Raw genomic sequence first — 20,573 nt, 5'->3', positions numbered from 1 at the left:
GGGTCAGCGGTCGAGCAGAACGGGAAACCAGTCCTCGCGCAGCCGCTGGCCCGGTTCCATCCCATGCCCGGGATAGGGCGGAGACGTCCGCCCCGGACGCTCGACATAGCGCGCGTCATCTCCGACAAGCCGCAGAGAAAAAGCCCGCCGCCGGTTGGGCGAAGTATTGCCGCGCGCGCCATGCAGGGTGCGGAAATCGAACGCCACCGCGTCCCCCGGCTCCATCGCGTATTCCACGATGGTCATCCCTTCTGCCTCGGGGTCGGGCACCGGCATATAATCCTCGATTCCCTCGAAGAACGGCGTTGCCGCCGCCCAGCGCGTCGGAAGCACCTCCTTTTCCCAGCGGTGCGATCCGGCAACGCAGCGCAGCGTCGCCTCGCGCACCGGATCGAGCGGCGACCAGAAGCTCACGGTCTGGCGGCCGCTCACAAAGTAATAGGGGCTATCCTGATGCCAGGGCGTCGCCATGGACGTGCCCGGCTCCTTCACCAGCACATGGTCATGAAACATCTGCACCCGTTGCGACTGCATGAGGTCGGCCGCCACCTCAGTGGCGGGCGACTCGCGGATCACCCGGGCAAAGGCGGGAATGCGCTCCCAGTTGCAATAATCGTCAAAGAACCGGCCGCTCTCGCCCTCCCGCTTGTTTTCCGACGCATAGGGTCCCGGCTCGGCCATGTTCTGCGCGATGCCCTCGCGCAGCGCCTCGACGTGATCGGCAAACAGTCCCCTGATCAGCACAACGCCATCGCGCTGGTAGGTGGCAATGTCTTCGGAGGTTACGAGAGGGTGTGGCATGGGTCTGTCCCGTTCCGGCGGCGCTTCTGCCTCAGTAACGAACTTATCGTCCTTTGAAAATCGTCCGATAACCGGGATTTACCGCAGCCTGACTTGAGTTGCGCGGCCCGGCGAGCCATGCTGGGCGCAAACCTGAACGAGGGAGCAGCCGCATGAAGGTTGTCGTCATGGGCGCCGGTGTGATCGGCGTCACCACAGCCTATTACCTCGCCCGCCAGGGTGCCGAGGTCACTGTCCTGGATCGGCAGCTCGGTCCCGGCCTGGAAACCAGCTATGCCAACGCGGGCGAGCTATCCTATGGCATGACGTCCCCCTGGGCCGCGCCCGGCATTCCGATGAAGGCGGTGAAATGGCTGTTCATGAAACGCCGGCCGCTCTTCATCTGGCCCCTTATAAGCCCGACCATGTGGGTCTGGGGCTGGCAGATGCTGAAGAACTGCAACGACGACAGCTATCGGGTCAACAAGTCCCGCATGGTGCGTATCTCGAACTATTCGCGCGACGTGATGCCGGATTTGATCGCCGAAACCGGTATCGAATACGACGGCCGCGCTCAGGGCACACTTCAGCTGTTCCGCACCGAAAAGCAGCTCAAGGGCTCGAAGGCCGACCAGGAGATCCTGGCCGAATACGACTCGCCCTACGAGGTGCTCGACCGCGACGGCTGCATCGCCGCCGAACCCGCGCTGGCGGCCGTGCGCGACAAGTTCGTCGGTGGCCTGCGGCTGACCGCCGACCGCACAGGCGACTGCCGGATGTTCACAGTCGCGCTGGCCGAGAAATGCGCCGAGATGGGGGTCGAGTTCCAGTATGGCCAGTCTATCCGGGCCATCGCGGTCGAGAATAACAAGGTCGTCGGCATCGACACCGAGATTGCCGGTCGCATCACGGGCGATGCCTATGTCTGCGCCCTGGGCAGCTTCGGCCCGCGCGTCCTCAACCCCATCGGCATCCGTCTCCCGGTCTATCCGGTCAAGGGATACTCGGTGACGCTGCCCGTGACGGATGACGCGATGGCCCCACAATCGACCATCATGGACGAGACGCACAAGGTGGCCATCACCCGGCTGGGCGACCGCATCCGCGTGGCCGGAACGGCCGAGATCGCCGGCTACTCCGGCCGGCTCGGGCCGCATGCCACGGATACCGTCCGATACGTCATTTCGGACCTGTTCCCGCAAGGCGGCGACGTGTCAAAGGCCGAAGGCTGGACCGGCCTGCGCCCGATGACGCCGGACGGAACACCCGTGCTCGGCCCGTCGAAATACCCCAACCTCTTCCTCAACACGGGGCATGGAACGCTTGGCTGGACGATGGCCTGCGGCTCCGGCCGGGCGGTGGCCGATGTCGTGCTTGGAAACGTGCCGGATATTTCGCTCGAAGGCATCACCGCCGAGCGGTACGGGGTCTGAGCGCGCTCAGACCCGGCGCAGGCGGATCACCACGTCGACCGAGGCGATTTCGGCACCCTCAGGCGCATCCGGCACCCGCGCGATGACCAGCTGATCCGACGGGGCGTCCGTGAGCCGCCCGTCGTCTTCCCAGTAGAAATGCGGATGCTGCCGGGTATTGGTGTCGAAATAGCTTCGGTTGCCGTCGACCGTCACTTCCTGCAGCAGCCCCGCCTCGCAGAAGGCGCGCAGGGTGTTATAGACCGTCGCCAGCGAGACCGGCGCGCGGCGCGCACGCGCAGACTCGAACAGGCTCTCGGCGGTGACATGCCGATGCTGCCCGTCACCGACCAACAGCTCGGCCAAGGCCAGCCGCTGCCGCGTCGGGCGCAGGCCGGCCGTACTCAGCCAGTCGGTGGCGAACTTGCTTGGTCTGGGCATCATGCCTTGGCTCTCGCAGCTTCCTTGACGGTCAATATAGGGTCGGAGAGGCCCGGAATTCAATTGATATTCATTCGCAACGACTTCGCCTACCCCGTTCCGGTGCGACGCCCCGGCCTTGCAGGACGGGTCCGGCGGGTGCTAGATCGACGGACAACCGAGATGATCTTAGGCAGGAGACGCGCGCACATGGCCCAGTACCCCAGCAGCTTCGACAAGGAAGATCTGCTCAAATGCGCCCGCGGCGAATTGTTCGGGCCGGGCAATGCGCAGCTTCCCGAGCCGCCGATGCTGATGATGGACCGGATCACCGAGATCAGCGGGGACGGCGGGGCGCATGGCAAGGGTCACGTCGTCGCCGAGTTCGACATCACCCCCGACCTCTGGTTCTTCGCCTGTCATTTTCCCGGCAATCCGATCATGCCCGGCTGCCTCGGGCTCGACGGGCTGTGGCAACTGACCGGTTTCAACCTGGGCTGGCGCGGCTGGCAAGGGCGCGGCTATGCTCTGGGCGTCGGCGAGGTGAAGCTGACCGGCATGGTTCGACCCGACCGCAAGATGCTGACCTACCATGTCGACTTCACCAAGGCGATCCAGACACGCCGGCTGACGATGGGAGTCGCCGATGGCCGCGTCGAGGCCGATGGCGAAGTCATCTATCAGGTCAAGGACATGAAAGTCGCGCTCAGCGAGAACTGACGCCTCCGATGCGTCACAGCCTGCCTTGAACATCCGGCGCCACGCGGGCAAAGGAGGTCCGACCGGCCCGAACCGAAGGCGCGTTGCATGTCCCAGCAGACCCAAGGCATCCTGTTCGCCCTGATCGGCTTCGGGGTCTACGCACTGCACGACGTGCTGATCAAGCTGCTGGGCGGACTTTATTCGCCGTTCCAGATTGTCTTCTTCTCGGTGCTCTTCGCCTTTCCCCTGACGTCGCTGATGCTGATCCGCGACACCGAACCCGCCACACTGCGCCCTGTTCATCCCTGGTGGATGGCCGTCCGGATGCTGGTCATCATGATCGCCTCGGCCGCCTCCTTCTACGCCTTTTCGGCCCTGCCCCTGGCCGATACCTACGCCATCCTGTTTTCCATGCCGATCCTGGTGACGCTCCTCTCGATTCCCCTGCTGGGCGAACGCATTCGCGTGCACCGGGGAATCGCGGTGCTCGTCGGCCTGGCCGGCGTCGTCATCGTTCTGCGCCCCGGTGAATCCTCTCTGACGCTCGGTCATCTTGCGGCGCTTGTCGGCGCCACCTGCTCTGCCCTCGGGGCGGTCATCATGCGCAAGATCGGCCGGGATGAACGCAACGTGACCATGCTGCTCTATCCCACGATGGCGACATTCGTCGTGATGGGCGCGACCATGCCCGCCGTCTATCGCCCGATGGAGGGCATGCATTTCGCGATGATGGCCACCGTCTCGGTGCTGGCCTTCGCCGGAATGCTGTTCATGATCATGGCCTACAAGCGCGCCGAAGCCGCGCTTGTCGCGCCGATGCAGTATTCCCAGATCATCTGGGCCGTCTTCTATGGCTGGCTGATCTTTGACGATTGGCCGGGTCTGGCGACGATGATCGGCGTTTCTCTCATCATCGCCTCGGGCCTCTACATCGTTTTCCGCGAAACCCGCGCCGGCGCCTCGCGCACGACGCCCGTGCTGGAAACCCGAAGCCGTTCCGCCACCCCCGGCATCCCCCGCGTCAGCCTTGCCATCCGCCTCCTAGGACGGAAACGCTGACGCGTCGCAGCCCCTTGCCAAAGCGCATTTATCGCTGTAGGTCGCCCCTCACGGTCGGAGTGTAGCTCAGCCTGGTAGAGCACTGTCTTCGGGAGGCAGGGGCCGGAGGTTCGAATCCTCTCACTCCGACCAATGAACAAAGGCGCCCTTGGGCGCCTTTTTCGTTTGTAAGACAGGGCTCCATCCGCCGGGGCAGCGCTCTCGCAAGGGCGCGCGAGAAACAGCTCTTGCCCGGCGTCTTCATCCCGACGCACTGTCAGCCTGCGACCAGGCACGACCCGGAGGACAGTATGGAGAGGATCGCGTGACGTCCGACCGCACGAAAACCGCGCTGCTCCTGATCGCGCTGACGGGTCTGGTGCTCGGCCTCGGTTTGCATCTGTCCGGCCTGACAGAGGCCGCGAAAATTGCCTGGACCGCCGGCGTCCTTCCCGCGCTTGCGGGCCTCGTCGTCGAAATTCTGCGCGGCCTGGCGCGCCGGGAAATCGGTCTCGACATCGTGGCGGCCCTGTCGATGAGCGCGGCTCTGGCCTTCGGCGAGACCCTCGCGGCGGCCGTGGTTGCGCTGATGTATTGCGGCGGCACTTTCCTCGAAAGCTTCGCCGAAGGGCGCGCGCGCCGCGAGATGCGCAACCTGCTGTCGCATGTGCCCCGCACGGCGACCCGGCACCGCGATGACCACCTCGAGGAGGTGACTCTCGACGCCATCGCCCCGGGTGACCGCCTGCTGATCCGGCAGGGCGATGTGGTTCCGGTCGACGGTACGGTGGCCTCCGACGTGGCCTTCCTCGACACGTCCGCGCTGACCGGGGAATCCCTGCCCGTGCGGACAGCGCGGGGACAGGACGCGCTGAGCGGGTCGACCAACGCCGCCGGTCCCTTCGATCTCGTCGCGACCCGCCCGGCCAGCGACAGCACCTATGCCGGCATCGTCCGTCTGGTCGAAGCCGCGCAGCGCTCCAAGGCGCCGATGTCTCGCCTAGCCGACCAATGGTCACTCGGCTTTCTGGCCGTGACAGTCCTGATCGCGCTGGCCGCCTGGCTGGTCACCGGCGATCCCATCCGCGCCGTTGCGGTCCTGGTTGTCGCCACGCCCTGCCCCCTGATCCTGGCCGTACCCGTCGCGCTGGTGGCCGGGCTGTCGCGGGCGGCCCATTTCGGCGTGCTCGTCAAGGGTGCCCGCCCGCTCGAGGCCATGGGCCGCATCCGCACGCTGGTGCTCGACAAGACCGGCACCCTGACCGACGGCCGGCCCCAGATCGTCACAATCCTCAGTCACGGCGACCTGCCGCAGGACGACATCCTCCGCCTGGCGGCCTCGCTGGACCAGGCGTCCAAGCATCCCGTCGCGCAGGCTGTTGTTGCCGCGGCCAAGGCACGCGGTTTGCCCCTTACCCTGCCGACGAACGCTGCGGAATTTCCCGGCGAAGGCGTCAGCGGTACCATCGACGGCCGACCCGTCGTCGTCGGAGGCCATGCCTTCGTTGCCGGAAAGATCGGGCACCCCGCCCGCGATCCGGAAAACATCCGGCCGGGATCTGTCCTCGTCGCAATGGCGGTCGACGGGCAGATGGCAGGCCACCTCGTGATGGCCGACCCCCTGCGCGAAGACGCCGCACAGATGCTCGTCCGCCTGCGCGAGGAAGGCGTGGCGCGCATTCTTCTGGCGACAGGCGACCGCATGGACGTAGCCCGCCACATTACCGCCGGTCTCGGGCTTGACGAGGTCTGCGCGGGACTCTCGCCGGACGAAAAGGTCCAGTTGGTCCGGACCGAGCGCGACAAGGCCCCGGTGATGATGGTCGGCGACGGCGTGAACGACGCGCCGGCCCTGGCCGCAGCCGATGTCGGTGTCGCAATGGGCGCGCGCGGTGCGGCCGCTTCGGCCGAGGCGGCGGATGTGGTGCTGCTGATCGACCGGGTCGACCGCCTGGCCACCGGAATCGAGATCGCCCGCCGCTCGCGCCGCATCGCCCTGGAAAGCGTCTTCGCCGGGATCGGACTGTCCGTTCTCGGCATGCTCGCGGCCGCCTTCGGCTATCTGACACCGGTGCAGGGCGCGCTCTTGCAGGAAGCCATCGACGTCGCCGTCATCCTCAACGCGCTGAGGGCCCTGCGCATCAGCCCGCGCCCGTCCGACGCATTGGCATCCGCCAACTGAGAATGCCGATGCAGGTATTGACTGGACATGATCAACCAGAAACATACATGCATGATTCCGGAACCCAATTGGCCGCGGCAGGCGACTCGGCCGGTTCCCCCTCGCGGCAGGTTGTGCGCCGCTTTTCCCGATAGGAGAGCCTGATGAAGTTTCGCTTCCCCATCGTCATTATCGACGAAGACTTCCGGTCGGAGAACTCCTCCGGCTCGGGCATCCGCGCGATGGCGCAGGCCATCGAGGAGGAAGGATTCGAAGTGCTGGGCGTCACCAGCTATGGCGACCTGTCCCAGTTCGCGCAGCAGCAAAGCCGCGCCGCGGCCTTCGTGCTCTCGATCGACGACGAGGAATTCAGCCCCGGCCCCGACCTCGACCCCGCGGTCCTGAACCTGCGCAAGTTCATCGAGGAGGTGCGCTGGAAAAACGCCGACGTGCCCATCTATGTCTATGGCGAGACAAAGACCGCGCGCCATCTGCCCAACGACATCCTGCGCGAACTGCACGGCTTCATCCACATGTTCGAGGATACGCCGGAATTCGTCGCCAAGCACATCATCCGCGAGGCGAAAAGCTACCTCGAAGGGATCCAGCCGCCCTTCTTCAAGGCCCTGCTCGACTATGCCGAGGACGGATCCTATTCCTGGCACTGTCCGGGCCATTCCGGCGGCGTGGCCTTCCTGAAATCGCCCATCGGACAGATGTACCACCAGTTCTACGGCGAGAACATGCTGCGCGCCGACGTCTGCAATTCCGTGGAAGAGCTGGGCCAGCTGCTCGACCACAACGGCGCCATCGGCGCGTCCGAGCGCAATGCCGCGCGGATCTTCAACGCGGACCACTGCTTCTTCGTGACCAACGGCACCTCGACCTCGAACAAGATGGTCTGGCACCATGCTGTCGCGCCGGGCGACGTGGTGGTGGTGGACCGCAACTGCCACAAGTCGATCCTGCACTCGATCATCATGATCGGCGCGATCCCGGTGTTCCTGAAACCGACCCGCAACCACTACGGTATCATCGGGCCGATCCAGCATTCCGAATTCTCGCCCGAAAGCATCAAGGAAAAGATCCGCGCCAACCCCCTGCTCGAAGGTGTCGACCCCGAGACGGTCAAGCCGCGCATCATGACGCTGACGCAGTCCACCTATGACGGCGTGCTCTACAACACCGAGACCATCAAGGGCCTGCTCGACGGCTATGTCGACAACCTGCACTTCGATGAGGCCTGGCTGCCCCACGCCGCCTTCCACCCGTTCTACGGCACCTATCACGCGATGGGGAAGAAGCGGGACCGGACGAAACACTCCGTCACCTATGCCACCCAGTCGATCCACAAGCTGCTCGCCGGGATCAGCCAGGCAAGCCACATCCTGGTGCAGGACAGCGACGAGACCAAGCTCGACAGGCACCTCTTCAACGAAGCCTACCTGATGCACACCTCCACCTCGCCGCAATACAGCATCATCGCGTCCTGTGACGTGGCGGCGGCGATGATGGAGCCGCCGGGCGGCACCGCGCTGGTCGAGGAAAGCATCATGGAGGCGCTCGACTTCCGCCGCGCCATGCGCAAGGTCGACGAGGAATACGGCAACGACTGGTGGTTCCGCGTCTGGGGCCCGGACGAACTGGAAGACGAAGGCATCGGCCGCGCCAAGGACTGGGTGCTGCGCCGCACCGACAGCGAGGGCGTGCAGCGTGACGGCGAAGACAGCTGGCATGGCTTCGGCGACATGGCGCCGGGCTTCAACATGCTCGACCCGATCAAGGCGACGATCATCACCCCCGGCCTCAACATGGACGGATTCTTCCAGGAGGCCGGCATTCCCGCCTCGATCGTCACCAAATATCTTACCGAACACGGCGTGGTGGTCGAAAAGACCGGCCTCTATTCCTTCTTCATCATGTTCACCATCGGTATCACCAAAGGCCGCTGGAACACGCTGCTGACCGCGCTCCAGCAGTTCAAGGACGACTACGACAAGAACGCCCCGATGTGGCGCTCTATGCCCGAGTTCTGCCAGAAGCACCCCCGCTACGAGGCGATGGGTCTCTACGATCTCTGCCAGCACGTGCACAGCATGTATGCCAAATACGACGTCGCGAAGCTATCGACCGAGATGTATCTCAGCGAGGTCACCCCGGCGATGAAACCCTCCGATGCCTATGCCCACATCGCCCGCCGCACGACCGAGCGGGTTCCGATCGACCAGCTCGAAGGGCGCATCACCACGGCGCTCATTACCCCCTATCCGCCGGGCATCCCGCTCCTGATCCCGGGTGAGGTGTTCAATGCCCGCATCGTCGAATACCTGAAATTCAACCGGGTCTTCGAAAAGGAATGCCCCGGCTTCGAAATCGATATCCACGGTCTTGTCCACGAAGCCGACGAGAACGGCGTGATGCGCTACTACGCCGATTGCGTCGCGCAATAGCGCGGTCGCACATCGGGCGACCTGACAGAAGGCGGTCCGGCGCATGCCGGGCCGCCTTTGTGTGCCGGCCCCTGACAATTCTGCGTTACATGCTGGATTTCTTGTGACGCCTGGGACACATATGTGGGACCAAGCCAAGGATTGGGACCAGTATTCGCCCCGCGCCCACGAAGATCCGTGACGAAGATGACGAGTGCTGCTTACATCGGGCCAGGAATCGCGAGGGGAGAGCGCGAGGGAATGAAACCGACGAATACGAGTGACCCGCCCTACTTTCACAAGGTGGTCGATTGTCAGTGGGCGTGTCCGGCGCATACTCCGGTCCCCGAATACATTCGCCTGATCGCACACGGGCGATATACCGAAGCCTTCATGATCAACTGGGAATCGAATGTCTTTCCCGGGATCCTGGGCCGCACCTGCGACCGCCCCTGCGAGCCCGCCTGCCGGCGCGGCCGGGTCGAGGAAAAGCCGGTCGCCATCTGCCGGCTCAAGCGCGTCGCCGCCGACAACCGCGGCGTGGTCGATCATCTGATCCCCAAGCAAGGCCCGAAGAACGGCAAGCGCGTCGCCCTGATCGGCGCCGGACCCGCCTCGCTGACCGTGGCGCGCGACCTGCTGCCGCTCGGCTACAACTGCGTTCTGATCGAGCGCGACCACAAGGCCGGTGGCCTGATGCGCAAGAACATCCCATCGTTCCGGCTGCCTGTCGCGGTGCTGGACGAAGAGACGGGCCGCGTGCTCGACATGGGCGCCACCCCGCGCTTCGGCACCGAGGTCACCTCAATGAAGGCCCTGCTCGCAGAAGGCTTTGACGCGGTCTTCGTCGGCACCGGCGCCCCCCGCGGCAAGGATCTCAACATCCCCGGCCGCGATGCGGCAGCGAAGAACATCCACATCGGCACCGATTTCCTCAGTTCCGTCTCCTTCCGCCACATCGAAACCATCGGCAAGCGCGTCGTCGTCATCGGCGGCGGCAACACCGCGATGGACTGCTGCCGCACCGCCCTGCGCCTAGGCGCGGACAGCGTGACCGTTACGGTGCGCTCGCCTCGCAGCGACATGAAAGCGTCTCCGTGGGAGATCGAGGACGCCGAGCGCGAAGGCATCCCGATCCTCGACAATCATTCCCCCAAGGAATTCCGCGTCGAGAACGGCAAGCTCACCGCCGTCGTCTTCGAGAAGATGCGCGCCGAATACGACGACAGCGGCATGCGCCGGCTGATCGCAACGGGCGAGCCCGACGTGGTGATCCCTTGCGACGACGTTCTGATGGCCGTCGGACAAGAGAATGCCTTCCCCTGGATCGAGCGCGACATCGGCATCGACTTCGACGCCCGCGAACAGCCGGTGGTCAACAAGATCGATTTCCAGTCCACCCGCCCCGGCGTCTTCTTCGGCGGCGATGCGGCATGGGGACCCGAGAACATCATCTGGGCGGTCGCCCACGGCCACCAGGCGGCGATCTCCATCGACCTGCATTGCCAGGGCAAGGATGTGATGGACCGGCCCGCCCCTGCCACCACGCTCATCAGCCAGAAGATGGGCATTCACGAATGGTCCTACGACAACGACCCGACGCAGGTGCGCCGCCTGAACGTCCCCCACGCCGACCCGGCGCTCGCGCTGCGCGATCTGTCGATGGAGGTCGAGCTTGGCTTTGACGCCGGCCAGGCCCTCCTCGAAGCCCGGCGCTGCCTGAACTGCGACATCCAGACCGTCTTCTCGACCAACCTCTGCATCGAATGCGACGGCTGTGTCGACATCTGCCCGGTCGACTGCATCACCTTCACCCCCAACGCCGAAGAACCCGAGCTGCGCCAGATGCTGCGCGTTCCGGCGCTGAACACCGACCAGGATCTCTACGTCTCCGAAACGCTCCCCACCTCACGCGTCATGGTCAAGGACGAGGACGTCTGCCTGCACTGCGGCCTTTGCGCCGAACGCTGCCCCACCGGCGCCTGGGACATGCAGAAGTTCCTCTACGACGAGGCACACGCCAGCACCGCCAGATTGCCGGAACCAGAACGGAAACAGCACCATGTCGCGTAACACGGTCTTCAACGAGTTCGTGCTGAAGTTCGGCACCGTCAACGGCTCGGGCTCCGCCTCCGCCAACTTCCTCTGCGCCAAGGTGCTCTTCCGCATGGGTCTCCCCGTCAGCGCCAAGAATATCTTCCCGTCCAACATCCAGGGTCTGCCGACCTGGTACGAGATCCGCGTCTCTGAGGCTGGTCATATGGCCCGCCGCGCCGGGATCGACGTGATGGTCGCGATGAACCCGCAAAGCTACAAGCGCGACGCGGCAGAAGTCGTGCCCGGTGGCGCGCTGATTTACGACTCGACGCTCGAACGCCGGTTCGACCGCGACGACATCCAGGTCATCGGCATCCCCATCGCCCGTCTCTGCGCCGAACACTGGACCGATTCCCGCCAGCGCCAGCTGTTCAAGAACATGATCTACGTCGGCGCGCTGATCACCCTGATCGGGCTGGACGACGCCGTCGTCGAACAGCTCATCACCGAACAGTTCAAGTCCAAGCCCAAGCTGATCGAACCCAACCTCAAGGCGCTGCATCTCGGCCGGGACTACGCCCGCGACAACATCGACACGATCCTCGCCGTCCGCGCGCGCAGCTCCGACAAGACCACCGGCAAGATCATGATGACCGGAAACGAGGCCGCCGGACTCGGGGCGCTCTATGCCGGGGCGACCGTGGCCACCTGGTATCCGATCACCCCCTCGACCTCGCTCGTCGAGAATTTCGAGCGCCACGCCAACAAGCTGCGCCGGACGGAAGACGGTCGCCTGAACGCTGCGGTCGTGCAGGCCGAGGATGAACTCGCCGCTGTCGGCATGGCCATCGGGGCCAGCTGGAACGGCGCGCGCGCCTTCACCGCGACCTCCGGCCCCGGCATCTCGTTGATGGCAGAGTTCATTGGACTCGCCTATTTCGCCGAAATCCCGCTGGTGCTTTTCGACGTGCAGCGCGGGGGCCCCTCGACCGGGATGCCCACCCGAACCCAACAGTCCGATATCCTGACCTGCGCCTATGCCAGCCACGGCGACACGACTCATATCCTGATGCTGCCCGGCGATCCGGGCGAATGCTTCACCATGTCGGTCGATGCCTTCGATGTCGCCGACCGCTACCAGACGCCCGTTTTCGTGATGAGCGACCTGGACATCGGCATGAACGACTGGGTCATCGACGAACTGACCTGGGACAACAGCCGCAAGCTCGACCGGGGCAAGGTGCTCAATGCCGCCCAACTGGGCGAGGTGGCCGAATTCGCCCGGTACCGCGATGTCGACGGGGACGGCATTCCCTACCGCACGATCCCGGGCACCCACCCGAACAAGGGTTCCTATTTCACTCGCGGCACCTCGCACACCGATACCGGCGGCTATACCGAAGACGGGCGCATCCACGCGCAGACGCTGGAACGGATCAAATACAAGATCGAAGGCGCGGCGGCGCACCTGCCCAAACCGGTGATCGACATCCGCGATCCCGACGCCCGTCTGGCCATCGTCAACTTCGGGTCGACCGATCCCGCCGTGCGCGAAGGGCTGGAAGAACTGGACGGCGAAGGCCACGTGATGAACCACATGCGGCTGCGCGCCTTCCCCTTCGCGCAAGAGGTCCGCGACTTTGCCGAGGCCCACGACTATCTTTTCGTGATCGAACAGAACCGCGACAGCCAGATGCGCCACCTCCTGCTGGCCGAGGCGGACATCCCCGGCACCAAGCTGATCGGCGTGCCCAACATCGACGGGATGCCGCTCACCGCCGCTTTCGTGCGCGAATTCGTCTTGCAGGCTCTGCGCCGCCTGCCCGGCTATGGCGAAGCCTCCCGCATCGTCGCCCAATAGGACCCCCGAGCCATGACCCATATCGTCAAGCCGCAATTCCGCCACCCCCGCCTCGCCACCAATTCGCAGGGCCTCACGCGCCGCGACTACGAGGGTGTGATTTCCACGCTCTGCGCGGGGTGCGGCCACGACTCTGTCACGGCAGCGATCGTCGAGGCCTGTTTCGAGCTGGAGCTTCCCGCCCACCGCGTCGCCAAGATGTCGGGCATCGGCTGTTCCTCGAAGACGACCAACTATTTCCTGAACAACAGCCACGGCTTCAACTCGGTCCACGGCCGGATGCCCTCGGTCGCCACCGGCGCCAACCTCGCCAACCGCGATCTGGTCTATCTCGGCGTCTCGGGTGACGGCGATACCGCCTCCATCGGCCTCGGTCAGTTCGTCCATGCCGTCCGCCGCCGCGTGAACATGCTCTACATCTGCGAGAACAACGGCACCTATGGCCTGACCAAGGGCCAGTTCTCGGCCACCAACGACCGCGCATCGAAGAACCGCAAGGGACAGGACACGCCCTTCGACTCCATCGACCTCTGCAACATGGCGATCGAGCTTGGCGCCGGCTTCGTCGCCCGTTCCTTCTCGGGCGACAAGGCGCAGCTGGTGCCGCTGATCAAGGCCGGCCTGCGCTATCGCGGTTTTGCCCTGATCGACGTGATCAGCCCCTGTGTGACCTTCAACAACCACGCCACATCGACCAAGAGTTATGACTACGTGCGCGACCACAACCACATGATCGGCCGGTTCGATCTTGTGCCCGCGTCCGAGGAGATACAGGCCGATTATGCTCCCGGCACCTCGGCCGACGTGACCCTGCACGACGGCTCGCAGATGCGCTTCGCCAAGCTGGACGAGACCTACGATCCCACCGACCCCGAAACCGCGCTGCCCGCCCTCGACCGCTATCGCCGTAAGGGCGAGATCGCGACCGGCCTGCTCTACCTCGACTCGCGCGAGGCCGACCTCCACGATCTCATCGGCACCCCCGACCAACCGCTGAACGAAATCGCCGAGTCCGCCCTGGTGCCCAGTGCCAGCGCGCTTGACGCGATCAACGCGGCCCACCGCTGACGGGAGAAACGCAATGGCCCTGACAGGCGGATGTTACTGCGGCGCCCTGCGATATGAGGCCGAGGGCGAACCGGTGCTGAAGGCCCAGTGCCATTGCCGCGAGTGCCAGTATATTTCCGGCGGCGGTCCCAACTACTTCATGATGATCCCGAAGGACGGCTTCCGCTTCGTGAAGGGCGTACCCAAGTCCTTCACCCGTAGCGATCTGGAACGCCCCGTCACCCGCGAATTCTGCCCCGACTGCGGCACCCATATCATCACCCGTCTGATCGGCCGCGATCAGGTGGTGCTCAAGATCGGCACGCTCGACGACCCGGTCGCCGGCTATGGTGCCCCGCGCATCGCGATCTATACGGTCGACAAGCAGCCGTTTCACGTTGTGGCCGATGGCGTGCCCGAGTTCGAGCGGCTGCCACCCCGCTGACTACTCCGGCAGCGGCAGCTTCCGCATCACGTCGGAATCGCGCCGAGACCGCGCCAGATCCCAGCCGCCCTGCAACAGGATGAAGAAATGTTCGGCCTTGCGCCGGGCCTCTTCGGGGCTGGCCCCAAAGCGCAGCGCATGGTGTTCGAACTCGGCGATCCAGCCGTCGAACAGGTGCCGGCTCAGGTCTCGAAACGCCGTATTGTCCGGCCCGTCCGTCAGCGCGCTGGCAATCGGGCAGGTCTCCCAGCTTCCCGAGATGTCGAACAGTTTCGCCAGCTTGTAGCACAGCGTCCGGCACCCCTCCGAAAAGCCGGAGGCGGGCTCAAAGGATGCCGCGATCAGCTTCAGCATCCCGTCCGACGACCACGTCGCCGCCGCCTGGGCCAGGTCCGCCTTGCCATTCGGAAAGTGGTGGTAGAGCGACCCCTTGGGCGCCTTGGCTGCGTCGAGAATCTCGGCCACGCCCACGCCGCTGTAGCCGCGCTGGCGGAACAGCTCGGATGCCGAGCGAATCAGACGCTCCTTGGTCGACAGGGGACGGTCGGTCATGGAACCCTCTTGACATGATTAGACCGATTGGTCCAGTGTTGCGTTTAGACCAATCGGTCTAGAATGGGACGAGGGCAGATCATGCTGGACATGCAGACAACGGAACCGATGACGGGCAGTGCCGCACCCGAGGCGATTACCTTCCCCGCCAAGGGCGCTACCCTGCAGGGAACGCTGTATCTGCCTTCGTCGCCCCCACGCGCCGCCGTGGTGCTGAACGGTGCCACAGGCGTGCCGCAGGGCTTCTACCGCGCCTTCGCCACCTGGCTCGCCAACAGTCAGCGCATCGCCTGCCTGACCTACGACTATCGCGATTTCGCCCGCTCTGCGCAGGCGCATCCCAAACACTCGACCGCCACCATGGCCGACTGGGCGATGTCGGACCAGCCCGCTGCCCGGGAAGAGATGCGCCGCCGCCTGCCCGGCGTTCCCCTCTGGGTGATTGGCCATTCGCTTGGGGCGATGCTGATGCCCTTGCAGGACGGGCTCCAGGACATCGACCGCATGATTTCCGTCGCCTCCGGCCTTGTCCACCACCAGGATCACCCCTGGCCCTATCAGGCCCTGGCAAGGCTGTTCTGGTTCGGCCATGTTCCTGCGCTGGTGCGGCTGCTTGGCTATTTCCCCGGCCGTCTCATCGGCTTCGGACCGGACATGCCCGCCGCAGCCTACTGGCAATGGCGCAAGTGGTGCACCCATCCGCATTCCTATTTCCCCGATCTCGGACGCACTCTGCCACAACCGAAATGGCACCTGTCCAACGCCCGCGCCGATCTCATCGCGATTGCTGACGACCCGGTCTGCCCCCCGGTCAGCGTGGCCAAGCTGGCGCGTGTCTATGGGGTCGAACAGAGCCGCTTCCGCGTGCTTGATCCGGCAATAAAGGGCCTCGCCAGGGTCGGCCACCTCGGCGCCTTTTCCCGCGCCAATGCCGCGCTCTGGCCGGACCTCATCGCTTAGAACCTTCAGCTGCGCCAGCGCAGCAGCCGCTTCTCCGCCAGCCCGATCAGCCAGCTTGTCAGCACGCCCAGCGCCGACAGGATGACCACCCCGGCGAACAGCCGCTCAAGATCGTACAGCGATCCCGCCTGCAGGATATAAGCGCCGATCCCGAACTCCGCGCCCAGCATCTCGGCCGCGACCAGCAGGATGATCCCGATGGCCAGCGACACACGCAGCCCCGACAGGATCCCCGGCAAGGCACCGGGCAGCACGATCTTGCGCACGATGGAGAACCACGACAGGCCAAAGCTCTGTCCCATCCGGATCAGCGTGCGGTCCACGTTGTCCACCGCGCCATAGGTCGACACCACCGTCGGCGTGAAGGTTCCGAAGGCGATCAGCGCGTATTTCGATCCCTCGTCGATCCCGAACCAGATCACGAACAGCGGCAACAGCGCGATCTTCGGAATCGGGAACAGCGCAGCAACCAGCGGCACCAGCCCGGCACGCACATAGCTGAACAGGCCGATGGCCACGCCGACGACGATCCCGACCGAGATGCCCATCACGCTCCCGACGGCAAGCCGGGTCAGCGAGGGCACCAGATGCGTCCACAACCGCCCGCTCTGCCACAGATCCACCAGCGTCCAGCCCACATCCGACGGGCGCGGCAACGTCAGGTTGCCGATCCAGCCGGTCCGCGTACCCCATTCGGCCAGCAGGATCAGCAAGACGAAGACAAGAACCCCGGCGCCCCGCTTGGCCACGGGCCGGAACCCGCCGCCCCGAAATGGCACCACGCGCGGGTCAGACATCGACCAGTTCCTGATCCGCCGCAACCGCCTCGTCGCGCATCAGCCGCCACAGCCGGTCCTGCAGGGCGTCCAAATCCGGATCACCCGCCCGCCGGTCCTCAATCGCGCCCGGCACCTCGATCACCTCGCGCAGCCGGCCCGGCCGGCGCGACAGCACGGCGATCCGATGTCCCAGCCGCACCGCCTCTGCCAGATTGTGCGTCACGTAGACGGCGGTAAAGGGCTGCCGCGTCCACAGCGCCACCAGATCGTCCATCAGCAACTCGCGCGTCTGCGCATCCAGCGCCGACAAGGGCTCGTCCAGCAGCATCACCGCCGGCTTGACCGCCAGCGCGCGGGCAATCGCCACCCGCTGCTTCATCCCGCCCGACAGCTGCCGCGGCAAGGCCTTGCGGAACCCCGACAGCCGCGTGCGCGCCAGCACGTCGGCGATGATCGCCTCGCCTTTTCGCCCGCCCAGCCCGTGATCCTCCAGTACCAACGATATGTTGCCCTCGACCGTCCGCCACGGCAGCAGCGCAAAGTCCTGAAACACATAGGTCAGCGGGTTGAGGCAGCCCTCGGGCACCGCGCCGGACATGCGCACCTCGCCCTCGTCCGGACGCTCCAACCCGCCGATCAGCCTTAGCAGGGTCGATTTTCCACAGCCCGACGGCCCCACGATGCAAAGGATTTCGCCTGCCGGAATCGCGAGGTTCACATCCTGCAGCACCGGCAGGCCGCTATAGCGGTGGGTGATATGATCGAGCGTCAGATCCATCGGGAAAGGCGGGGCCCCGGAAGGCCCCGCACCGTATTACATCATTTCGACATAGCTGGAATCGACCAGCGTCTCGACCGTGACATCTTCCTTCACCAGGCCTTCGGACTTGAACCAGTCGACCTGATCCTTGACCGATCCGAGGTTCAGCGCCGAGTTCTTGTTCAGCCGCATTGCGCCATCGATAATCGACTTGGCCGCCTTCTCGTAGGGCTGGTCCTCGTAGACATACTTGTGGATCAGCTTGACCATCTCTTCCTGCCCGGCCGCATCCAGCGTCTTGTCGACCAGCGCCGCGTTGAAATCGTCCGCCCCTTTCGAGAAGGCGCGCAGGAAGGCCTCGGTCTTGGCCCGTTCGTTCGCGGCGTTGTTGGCCGAGGTAAAGACCGTGGTCACCTGATAGTCGGGCAGATAGTCGGCCACCATTCCGATGTGGCTCACCGCCTTGGCCCCGACCAGAGCCTTGCCGATATGCGGCACGATGGTCCAGGCATCGACCTGCCCCGACTTCAGCGCGCCGATGATCGCGCCGACCTTCTGCAGGGGCTTGTAGCTGATCTTTGCTCCTTCGGCCTCGGCGATCTTGGCGCCCATGTAATGGAACGACGATCCCGCCTGGGTGATGCCAAAGCTGTGGCCGTCCAGCGCCTTGGGGCTGGTCAGCCCGGCGGCGTGGGCGTCATTCGAGGCCAGGATCATCTGGCCGTCGATGCCCTTCTCCTCCATCAGCGCCCCAGCGATGACCTTGGCCGCGCCCTTCTCGGCCAGGCTGATGAGTCCCCCGGTGATCGACGTCACGCCGAAATCGGCGTCGCCCGAGGCAATCGCCACCGCCATGGGCTGGGCCGCTTCGAAGAACTTGAACTCGACGTCCAGCCCCTCGTCCGCGAAATAGCCGCGCTCGAAGGCGACAAAGCTTGCCGCATGGCTGGTGAACCGCAGCGCGCCCACGCTCAGCTTGGTATTGGCCAAGGCCGGCGTGCCGAGCAGCGGCAGAACAGCCGCGCCCCCGGCAAGGCCCAGCGCCCCACGGCGGGTAAATGTGGTCATGGTCTCTCCTCCCTCATTTTCTGGCGCGATCCTAGAACGCATCGGCAAGGAGGCGCAAACACATTGCCGCCCCGGTCGACCCTTCCATCGGGTCGCAAAACGGCTCTAAATGGGCGCGGGCGCCATCGGAAGACCTGCCGCAAAGTCAACTGCGCCCGCGGGGCCAACGGGAAAGGACCGTCATGACCGTCACCCATCAGGAAGAACTCGACGGGCTGAAGGCCATCGGCCGCATTGTCGCCAACACGATGCAGGCGATGGCCCGGTCGATGGAGCCCGGCATGACAACGCGCGAACTCGATGCCATAGGCAGCGCCCTCCTGGCACGCGAAGGCGCCGTCTCCGCGCCGCAGACGACCTACGGCTTCCCCGGTGCCACCTGCATCAGCATCAACGAGGAAATAGCCCACGGCATCCCGGGCCGCCGGATCATCGCACCCGGCGATCTGGTGAACATCGACGTGTCGGCCTCGAAGAACGGCTATTTCGCCGATACCGGCGCGACCTTCCGCGTGCCGCCAACCCGCCCAAAGCTCGACCGGCTCTGCCGCGACGGCCGCCGCGCGATGGAGATTGGCATCGCCCAGGTCGCCAGCGGCCGCCCCCTCGCCGAAATTGGCCGCGCCATCGGCCGTTTCGCCGCGACCCGCAATTACACGCTGATCCGCAACCTGGCCAGCCACGGCGTCGGCCGGTCGCTGCATGAAGAGCCGACAGAAATCGCCACCTGGCCGACCCGGGGCGATACCCGCCGGATCAACCGGGGTCTCGTGCTGACGGTGGAACCCTTCCTGTCGACCGGCGGTCTCTGGGCGGCAGATGGCGCGGACGGTTGGACGCTCTACAGCGAACCCGCCGCACCCGTGGTGCAATACGAACATACCGTTGTCGCTACGGACAAGGGCGCCATTGTCGTCACACTTCCGGGCTAGAACACTTACTCGACCGGCACACCGAACAGCGTGATCGCCACCCCTAACACGGTCAACGCCGCGAAGGCGCCACGCCGTGCGCCCGAGGACGCGACGCAGGCAATCGCCGATTGCAGCGCGTAATACAGCGCGAACCCGCGCGAGGCATAGCTGATGATCTCGAAGATGTTCGACGTCCAGGTCAGCAGCAGACCAAGCGTCACCAGCACCACATAGGCCTGGCGCGGGGTCAGACGGCCGCCCGTCAGCTCGCTCACCAGCCCGCCCGCGCCTCCGGTATCGGCCACCGCCGCGCTGAACTGCGCGCTTAGCGCCGCCGCCACGAGCAACAGCGGCAGGATCGGCGCGACGACCTCCATCATCGAGATGATCGTGGTCTCGGTCAGCTCTGTGTCACCGGTGTCGATGGTGAAGGTCAGCAGCAGGATGTAGATCATGTAGATCACGGTGGCGACGATCTGTGCCAGCCGCATCGACCGGATCCGCGTCTGCGCGTCATAGGTCCGCCCGAGGTAGCGCGAGGTCTCGAATCCCTGCACCGTCACCACCAGCCCGAAGGCCAGCGTGATCGCCGGCCAGCCGCTCAGCACGGGCGGCTTCACGATCAGCGCATCACCCGAAACGGTTTTGGCGAAAAACACCGCCAGTCCCAGCAGCAGCCCCGCGATGATGGCCAGTTTCAGCCCGACGGAAACCTGCTCCATCCGCTCCAGCGCGCCAAAGCCGCGCGTCCAGCCAACCACAAGGATCACGGCAAAGGCCGCCGTCGTCAGCAGACGCGCATTGAAGGCTCCGTCGAAGGGAGTCAGCCGCACCCCGAAGGCACCAAACAGGTTCAGGTAGTAGGCAACCGAGATGACATAGGCCACCGACAGCACCCAGGAGGCGGCCTGCTCCAGAATCAGTTCAGTGCCCGCCGTCTCTTCGTGCTCCGCGCGATGGGCGATGTTGCGCCGCACCGCCGCCCCGAATAACCACGCGCCTGCACAGAGCCCGGCCATGTAGACCGGCGCCTGCCAGCCGTACGAGGCATCCAGGATCGGCCCCAGCACCAGAAAGCCGCTGCCGATGATCGACGCCAAAGGCGTGATCGCCGCGCGCCACAGTTTCAGCCCGGACAGCCGCGGCCAGATCAGCAGCCCGCCGGTCGCCAGAACCGCCATCAGGATCGAGATATTCAGCGCCATTGC

The 20,573-nt window shown here is 65.1% G+C and carries 18 protein-coding genes and 1 tRNA gene; 12 read left to right on the top strand and 7 right to left on the bottom strand.

The genetic code is table 11. From position 1 onward, the window contains the following. Positions 1-3 precede the first annotated feature (3 nt). Complete coding sequence (locus tag ACFO5X_RS12110) at positions 4-801, bottom strand: phytanoyl-CoA dioxygenase family protein (RefSeq protein ID WP_380717714.1); 798 nt, start codon at positions 799-801, stop codon at positions 4-6. A 152-nt stretch (positions 802-953) separates the two neighbouring features. Between ACFO5X_RS12110 and ACFO5X_RS12105 the strand changes: the two genes are divergently transcribed. Further along, entirely contained in the window at positions 954-2,213 is a 1,260-nt protein-coding gene (locus tag ACFO5X_RS12105) for a D-amino acid dehydrogenase (protein ID WP_380717713.1), read from the top strand. Between the two features lie 6 nt (positions 2,214-2,219). On the opposite strand, the gene irr is transcribed toward ACFO5X_RS12105, so the two are convergent. Next, positions 2,220-2,636, bottom strand: coding sequence for a Fur family transcriptional regulator Irr (gene irr, locus ACFO5X_RS12100; protein WP_380717712.1), 417 nt, complete (start codon positions 2,634-2,636; stop codon positions 2,220-2,222). Between the two features lie 186 nt (positions 2,637-2,822). On the opposite strand from irr, the gene fabA reads away from it, so the two are divergent. The 9 genes from fabA (at position 2,823) to ACFO5X_RS12055 (ending at position 14,332) form a co-directional block, all read left to right on the top strand. Then, a complete protein-coding gene (gene fabA, locus ACFO5X_RS12095) occupies positions 2,823-3,332 on the top strand; it encodes a bifunctional 3-hydroxydecanoyl-ACP dehydratase/trans-2-decenoyl-ACP isomerase (RefSeq protein ID WP_380717711.1) in 510 nt (169 codons plus the stop codon). 87 nt (positions 3,333-3,419) lie between these two features. Next, positions 3,420-4,373 (top strand): DMT family transporter, encoded by a 954-nt coding sequence (locus ACFO5X_RS12090; protein WP_380717710.1) that lies wholly within the window; start codon positions 3,420-3,422, stop codon positions 4,371-4,373. Positions 4,374-4,428: 55 nt separating this feature from the next. Beyond that, positions 4,429-4,505: transfer RNA gene (locus ACFO5X_RS12085), tRNA-Pro, on the top strand. Between the two features lie 172 nt (positions 4,506-4,677). Continuing rightward, entirely contained in the window at positions 4,678-6,534 is a 1,857-nt protein-coding gene (locus ACFO5X_RS12080; protein ID WP_380717709.1) for a heavy metal translocating P-type ATPase, read from the top strand. A gap of 143 nt (positions 6,535-6,677) precedes the next feature. Beyond that, on the top strand, positions 6,678-8,963 hold the full coding sequence (locus ACFO5X_RS12075; RefSeq protein ID WP_380717708.1) for an Orn/Lys/Arg family decarboxylase: 2,286 nt from the start codon (positions 6,678-6,680) through the stop codon (positions 8,961-8,963). A 240-nt stretch (positions 8,964-9,203) separates the two neighbouring features. Continuing rightward, complete coding sequence (locus ACFO5X_RS12070) at positions 9,204-11,015, top strand: FAD-dependent oxidoreductase (RefSeq protein ID WP_380717707.1); 1,812 nt, start codon at positions 9,204-9,206, stop codon at positions 11,013-11,015. Next, the gene (locus ACFO5X_RS12065; protein ID WP_380717706.1) at positions 11,005-12,840 is read left to right on the top strand and encodes a 2-oxoacid:acceptor oxidoreductase subunit alpha; all 1,836 of its coding nucleotides are present in this window, start codon (positions 11,005-11,007) and stop codon (positions 12,838-12,840) included. The genes ACFO5X_RS12070 and ACFO5X_RS12065 overlap by 11 nt, the downstream gene beginning before the upstream one ends. Before the next feature lie 12 nt (positions 12,841-12,852). Then, positions 12,853-13,908, top strand: coding sequence for a 2-oxoacid:ferredoxin oxidoreductase subunit beta (locus ACFO5X_RS12060; RefSeq protein ID WP_380717705.1), 1,056 nt, complete (start codon positions 12,853-12,855; stop codon positions 13,906-13,908). A gap of 13 nt (positions 13,909-13,921) precedes the next feature. Further along, a complete protein-coding gene (locus ACFO5X_RS12055; RefSeq protein WP_380717704.1) occupies positions 13,922-14,332 on the top strand; it encodes a GFA family protein in 411 nt (136 codons plus the stop codon). Here the strand turns inward: ACFO5X_RS12055 and ACFO5X_RS12050 are convergent, their stop codons facing one another. Continuing rightward, positions 14,333-14,884: a TetR/AcrR family transcriptional regulator gene (locus tag ACFO5X_RS12050; RefSeq protein ID WP_380717703.1), complete on the bottom strand. Its 552-nt coding sequence runs from the start codon at positions 14,882-14,884 to the stop codon at positions 14,333-14,335. It abuts the gene before it with no gap. Between the two features lie 81 nt (positions 14,885-14,965). Here ACFO5X_RS12050 and ACFO5X_RS12045 point away from each other — a divergent pair, with 81 nt between their 5' ends. Beyond that, a complete protein-coding gene (locus ACFO5X_RS12045) occupies positions 14,966-15,844 on the top strand; it encodes an alpha/beta hydrolase family protein (protein ID WP_380717702.1) in 879 nt (292 codons plus the stop codon). Positions 15,845-15,849: 5 nt separating this feature from the next. On the opposite strand, the gene ACFO5X_RS12040 is transcribed toward ACFO5X_RS12045, so the two are convergent. The 3 genes from ACFO5X_RS12040 to ACFO5X_RS12030 are packed head-to-tail and all read right to left on the bottom strand — an operon-like array spanning position 15,850 to position 18,451. Beyond that, positions 15,850-16,641: an ABC transporter permease gene (locus ACFO5X_RS12040; protein WP_380717701.1), complete on the bottom strand. Its 792-nt coding sequence runs from the start codon at positions 16,639-16,641 to the stop codon at positions 15,850-15,852. Beyond that, positions 16,634-17,401 (bottom strand): ABC transporter ATP-binding protein, encoded by a 768-nt coding sequence (locus ACFO5X_RS12035; protein WP_380717699.1) that lies wholly within the window; start codon positions 17,399-17,401, stop codon positions 16,634-16,636. The genes ACFO5X_RS12040 and ACFO5X_RS12035 overlap by 8 nt, the downstream gene beginning before the upstream one ends. A 36-nt stretch (positions 17,402-17,437) precedes the next feature. After that, positions 17,438-18,451, bottom strand: a complete 1,014-nt coding sequence (locus tag ACFO5X_RS12030) for an ABC transporter substrate-binding protein (protein WP_380717698.1) — start codon at positions 18,449-18,451, stop codon at positions 17,438-17,440. A 182-nt stretch (positions 18,452-18,633) separates the two neighbouring features. Between ACFO5X_RS12030 and map the strand changes: the two genes are divergently transcribed. Further along, complete coding sequence (gene map, locus ACFO5X_RS12025; protein ID WP_380717696.1) at positions 18,634-19,383, top strand: type I methionyl aminopeptidase; 750 nt, start codon at positions 18,634-18,636, stop codon at positions 19,381-19,383. Between the two features lie 5 nt (positions 19,384-19,388). On the opposite strand, the gene ACFO5X_RS12020 is transcribed toward map, so the two are convergent. Next, positions 19,389-20,570, bottom strand: coding sequence for a hypothetical protein (locus ACFO5X_RS12020; RefSeq protein WP_380717695.1), 1,182 nt, complete (start codon positions 20,568-20,570; stop codon positions 19,389-19,391). Positions 20,571-20,573 lie beyond the last annotated feature (3 nt).

Source organism: Seohaeicola nanhaiensis (assembly GCF_042654245.1).
GTDB lineage: Bacteria > Pseudomonadota > Alphaproteobacteria > Rhodobacterales > Rhodobacteraceae > Seohaeicola_A > Seohaeicola_A nanhaiensis.
Note: the sequence above shows the minus strand (reverse complement) of the source record. Positions and strands in the feature narration are given on the sequence as shown.